Annotated in this window: 6 protein-coding genes; all 6 read left to right on the top strand. The window is 36.3% G+C overall.

What is annotated here, in order from left to right; translation table 11 throughout:
* Nucleotides 1-325 precede the first annotated feature (325 nt).
* On the top strand, nt 326-799 hold the full coding sequence (locus tag OI18_RS23245) for a hypothetical protein (RefSeq protein ID WP_039144691.1): 474 nt from the start codon (nt 326-328) through the stop codon (nt 797-799).
* A 69-nt stretch (nt 800-868) separates the two neighbouring features.
* Nucleotides 869-1,615: a hypothetical protein gene (locus OI18_RS24605; protein WP_152616956.1), complete on the top strand. Its 747-nt coding sequence runs from the start codon at nt 869-871 to the stop codon at nt 1,613-1,615.
* A gap of 93 nt (nt 1,616-1,708) precedes the next feature.
* Nucleotides 1,709-2,287: a hypothetical protein gene (locus OI18_RS23235; RefSeq protein ID WP_152616955.1), complete on the top strand. Its 579-nt coding sequence runs from the start codon at nt 1,709-1,711 to the stop codon at nt 2,285-2,287.
* Between the two features lie 797 nt (nt 2,288-3,084).
* A complete protein-coding gene (locus tag OI18_RS23225) occupies nt 3,085-3,567 on the top strand; it encodes a hypothetical protein (RefSeq protein WP_039144681.1) in 483 nt (160 codons plus the stop codon).
* Nucleotides 3,568-3,769: 202 nt separating this feature from the next.
* Nucleotides 3,770-4,264 carry a tetratricopeptide repeat protein gene (locus OI18_RS23220; RefSeq protein WP_039144678.1) on the top strand — a complete coding sequence of 165 codons (495 nt, stop codon included), beginning with the start codon at nt 3,770-3,772 and terminating at the stop codon, nt 4,262-4,264.
* 148 nt (nt 4,265-4,412) lie between these two features.
* Nucleotides 4,413-4,928 (top strand): hypothetical protein, encoded by a 516-nt coding sequence (locus tag OI18_RS23215; RefSeq protein ID WP_039144677.1) that lies wholly within the window; start codon nt 4,413-4,415, stop codon nt 4,926-4,928.
* Nucleotides 4,929-5,008 lie beyond the last annotated feature (80 nt).

Below are 5,008 nucleotides of genomic sequence, written 5' to 3'. Positions count from 1 at the left end.
AGAGGGGAAGTAAATACTCCTTTAACTGACGAACTACTTGTTGTGGAAAGCGACTTATGTTTAAGGGAACTTCAACTAGGTGAATATGGGATTGGGACAAATGACAGGTATGTATTTAGTAGCTTCGATGAACTAATGAGAAATGAGAAAAACATCAGCTAACACGGTATTGCTAAAGCCAGGCTATATAGCACTTTCATCTGAATCAAGAAATCGACCTTAGAATATATTCCAGGCAGAAGATCGATAAAGCCTGGCCTTCAGCAATACCCGAAACGTTGTAGGCAATTAAAACAACCGTAACCTATATTCTACAAAGAAAACAATGAATATATATTTCTCAGAGAATATTACTTACACAGTAAACGACACATTTGAGAATGTTCAAGCCGACATCAACTCAATTGTAAATAGGCCATGGCATGACTTTTCTGAAAATATAACTGGAAATATTGATGAAGAAAACAAGTTTACGTTTACACATAAATGGAGCTTTGCAGTCATAAAATGGATTGAGAAAAACCCAGCCTATTTAAGCGGGAAACTTTCAATTGATAAAAACAAGACAGTAATAACAACGACCGTTAGGCCAAACTCGATATTTGTAATATTTTTCTATTTGCTGACGATACTTTTTCTTTTTGAGGTGATTGGCATCGAGACTTTTATTGAAGGACCAAAATATTATAAGTTATTATTTTTCCCCCTTTTTAATCTGATAATATTTGGAATTATGAAAGGGTTCATGACTGGATTGCAAAACAGATTTGAACGAATTTTGAAACTGGAGCGTGCATAACTGCCTACAACATGGTATTGCTAAAAGCCGGGCTATACCAGTCATTCAGCAGCAACAAAAAATCAACAAGTGAACATAATCCAAACGGCACAACCAGAGGCCCCGGCCTTCAGCAATACCTTAACGTTACCGGCAACAATGAACCCTGTGAACAGACTTTTCCTGGTACTATTAACCGTTCTTTATTGTGCAACTACTTTCGGACAGTGTCGAACAAATAAAGAATTAGCTGAAAGTAAAGCGCTTAAATTATCTCCCCTGTTTGGACAGTTTGTAGCTCTACAACAGTCCAATAAAGATTCCGCAAGGGTTCTTAGTCGATACATTATTAAAGAACTTCAAGAAGTATATTGCACCGATACTACAAATAAGGACATAGGTCATTATTTAGCTTTCTATCTATACTATGATAAACAAATACCAAGTGCAATTCAATGGTATCTAAAGCAATTAGAAAGCGAGACATACATTTACGACAAAGCAAATCACAATGCTGCGCTCGCCCTTTGTTTCGCTTATATTGGAGAATTGGACTCTATCGAAATATACTTAAACAGATCCTTTTCCATTGATGGTTATGATAAAAACTTACGAATTCAGTCCCTAGTTAATAATTTCGAAGAAATAGCAAAGGAGTTATCTTGTAACTTTTTGTCTAGTGATTTTTCATTGTTACGCTCAAAATTCTCTGATCCATGCGAATATGCGCCTAAGTTCTTAAAAATAGTCTATGGCATATCTAATAGATTTTTGAGTGATGAAAATGAAAGGTATAATACAAGTGTTTCAAAAAACAATTTGGAATGCTGCCGGTAACATCGGTATTGGCAAAAGCGGGCTGCCAACTACCTGATTATTGATTGATTCAGCGGCCCGCCTTCGCCAATCCCTCAACGTTAGCAGCAAATTATGAGACTAGTTCTCCTCCTAACTACCTTAATGTATTCTGAGTTTTCATTTTCTCAAATCTCAGCAGACACTGCTATCAAAAAAAGACAATTAGACAGTCTCGAATATGTAGTATATAAATTGAAAGACAGTTTACGAAAAATCCAATATGAATACAAGGTGTTGGCAAATTGTCATTCTATTGATACAATTGCATACGGCAGAGATTCGATAATAATCAAATACAAATCTAAAAGTGATGAATTAATTAAGATTCATAGGAAGTATAATTGTCAATCCGATAGCTTATATGATTATGAAAAGGTTGAATATCTAAATAGCTTTGACCGACCGGAGTTTGTTGAACATTGGGAACAAGCTAGGTCCTCAGACGATGAAAATGGCGGAGTCTTTAAATGGAAAGTTTATTCATATGAGCGGTTTGATTATGACTCTTCTGGTCGGGTGATAACTTGGATAAAATTCTATCCTGCATTATCAAGACGCAGAGTGCAACGTTACGATTATTTCTATAGCTCCAACGGCGCGCAGTCGTTCTTAACTACTAGAATTAAAATTGAAATGTTTTGGGATAAGTGAATCTGCCGCTAACATTGTATTGGCAAAAGCGGGCTGCCAACACCCAGGTGAAAATTAAGGATCAAAGCCCGCTTTCGCCAATACCTTAACGTTATATGCCATTGGTTACAGCCTGGGAATCGCAAATCGCTTAGATAATAAATAGTGTAAACTTTTATGATCTTATCAAAACTCAAGGCATATTTGTTATTAATTAGTTCGTTTATTATTCTTGCTCTATTATATCAAACTGTGTGGATATTCAGCAGCAGCGTCAATGGTAAAATAGTTGAATATTCTAAGGGAGCGGGAAAGCGGAAACACGTATCGTTTGTAGAGGCAAACTATCGAGTAAATAATAAGCTATTCAATAGCATTTACTTAAGAAATGGATATACAAATAATGATGGAAACATTCCAATTAGATACCTCAATTTTTGTCCCGGCATCTCAAGAATTGATACAGTTAGTGGCAATTGGGGAATAGTTTTTTCAACCGGTCTTTTATACTTCCTAATTATTACTATAAGCTTTTTGCATAGAGATATAATTCCACATGGTAAAAAAGTAAATTTTCAGTTCAGATTACCTTTCATTTCAGTGTATTCGGAAAATGAATGTTGAGTTTCATTTTTGCAAATGAAAGTAAGCAATAAATAAACGGCATATAACATGGTATTGCTAAAAGCCGGGCTATACCAGTCATTCAGCAGCAACAACAAATCAACATTTGAACATAATCTAAACGGCACAACCCGAGGCCCCGGCCTTCAGCAATACCTAAACGTTATGGGCAATGCTAAAACGCACACCCTAAAATGACAAACCAAGAATTGCAGCTTTTTGCTGATAACTATTCCGCGTCCGATTTCGAAAAGATTCGTTCGAAATGGAACGGCAAGTATGGGGAAGAGTTCCAGGACGAGAATTATGATATAAGAATGCGCCTATGCAATTTCTTGATTCCGCAGATTGAACAGGTAAATATTGAACTAGTTAATGATCTTTTTGCAGAAACCACCAAAACATTAAAAGCTACATTTAGCATCTATACTAATATTCATGTTTATGCTCAGGAACTATTAAGAAGGGATTGGAAAAAGTATTTAATTGATTACATGGTAGGTGGAACCTATGGGATGGATTCATACTTAGCCATTGGACGAATTGAACTCGAAAAAGAAATTGCACAGAAAATATTAGATCACATGAATACTACTATCGAGACCACGGAAGACGAAAACGAACGGCAGTTAATAACTGGTTATCTGCCCCGATTCCAATGGCTTGCAGCTAAGTGATAGAATATTGTGAAAGCTGCACTGGCTATAACATGGGCTTTGCGTCATGTGGGCCGAAGTGCAAGGGCTGAACATTAGTTTTTCAATTTATCAACATATCACTAACCAATACTATCGTTCGCTATTGCCCACACGAACGCAAAGCCCTCAACGTTTTGTGCAACTAACGTTCATACCCTTTAATCAACCTCCGAACTAAAATATGGCATCAAAAGCTCCTGTGATTAGACAAATAGCATGGATTTCGATAGTTCCCCAGCTATTTATATTATTTCTTTTTGTTTATGGATCCTATTTAATAGGGATATCAGATTTTTTTCAATTAGGGATAGTGGCTTACTTAGTTCTTTCATTTGTTTTACGGAGGTTGATACCACGAGAGCACAGACTTGGAATGGAGCAAGTTAAAGGCAAACAATATGATAGCGCAATAAGCCATTTCAAATCTAGCTATGACCATTTTACCAGATATTCTTGGATAGACAAATATCGATTTGTAACTCTGCTTAGTTCATCAAGTATGTGTTACAGAGAAATGGCATTAAACAACATTGCCTTTTGTTATGGCCAAATTAATCAAGGAAATGAATCAGCCTACTACTACAAGAAGACAATTGAGGAGTTCCCTGATAATGAAATAGCTAAAGCTTCTTTAAGATTATTGGAGTCGGGAAAACACATTACACACATGACTTAAAGCTGTTGAACTTCGAAAAGCTGCACACAACACGGTATTGGCAAAAGCGGGCAGTCCACTACCAAATGATTGATCGATTCAGCGGCCCGCCTTCGCCAATACCCTAACGATGTAGGCTATGCAATTCCCAGATAGCCAAATTCTAGCAATGAACAACAGAAAACTTTTTGGAACCACTAACCTAGTTAATGAGTTTACAGCTACATTAATAGAGATTGAAACATTAGACAATGGCTGGTCAAAAAAATATTTGGATGTAAAAACCGGAAAATACTGGCTAACGTATATCGTTGACGAAAGAGGCTTATTCTCTAATATGATGATTTTATCGCCAGTGCCAACAACGGACGAGTTAATTGAAATTTCCATTACTTCAAAGTATTCAGACGAAGTTTCAGCAGCTGCTCAAAGACTAAAAATTGATGAACAAGATGAAAAAAAGGAATTTAGGCAAAAACTGATTGATAGAATAAGCCAAATTGACATACATAAGCTACATGAATCAGATAAAAAGAGGATCGAAATCATAATTAAAGCAGCGGAACTCACAGACAAGGTAAATAGGAGGGATATTTTGGGAAAGCATTTTTCAGAAATACAGAGTGATTCACAATTATTCCAATCCATTGCTGATAGAGCAAAGGAAATATTAGATCAGTTATAAACGAAGCACAGACCACAACATTGTATTGCCAAATGCCGGGCTTCACCACTCATTCAGCAGCAACAACTAATCAACAATTG

The organism is Flavihumibacter solisilvae, from assembly GCF_000814475.1.
GTDB classification, from domain to species: Bacteria; Bacteroidota; Bacteroidia; order Chitinophagales; family Chitinophagaceae; genus Flavihumibacter; species Flavihumibacter solisilvae.
This window is presented reverse-complemented; position numbering and strand designations above follow the sequence as displayed.

Excerpts from the sequence above, each read along its gene's own strand:
- OI18_RS23245 (WP_039144691.1), top strand. The coding sequence starts at position 326 with ATGAATATATATTTCTCAGAGAATATTACTTACACAGTAAACGACACA.
- OI18_RS23235 (WP_152616955.1), top strand. The coding sequence starts at position 1,709 with ATGAGACTAGTTCTCCTCCTAACTACCTTAATGTATTCTGAGTTTTCA.
- OI18_RS23225 (WP_039144681.1), top strand. The coding sequence starts at position 3,085 with ATGACAAACCAAGAATTGCAGCTTTTTGCTGATAACTATTCCGCGTCC.
- OI18_RS23220 (WP_039144678.1), top strand. The coding sequence starts at position 3,770 with ATGGCATCAAAAGCTCCTGTGATTAGACAAATAGCATGGATTTCGATA.
- OI18_RS23215 (WP_039144677.1), top strand. The coding sequence starts at position 4,413 with ATGAACAACAGAAAACTTTTTGGAACCACTAACCTAGTTAATGAGTTT.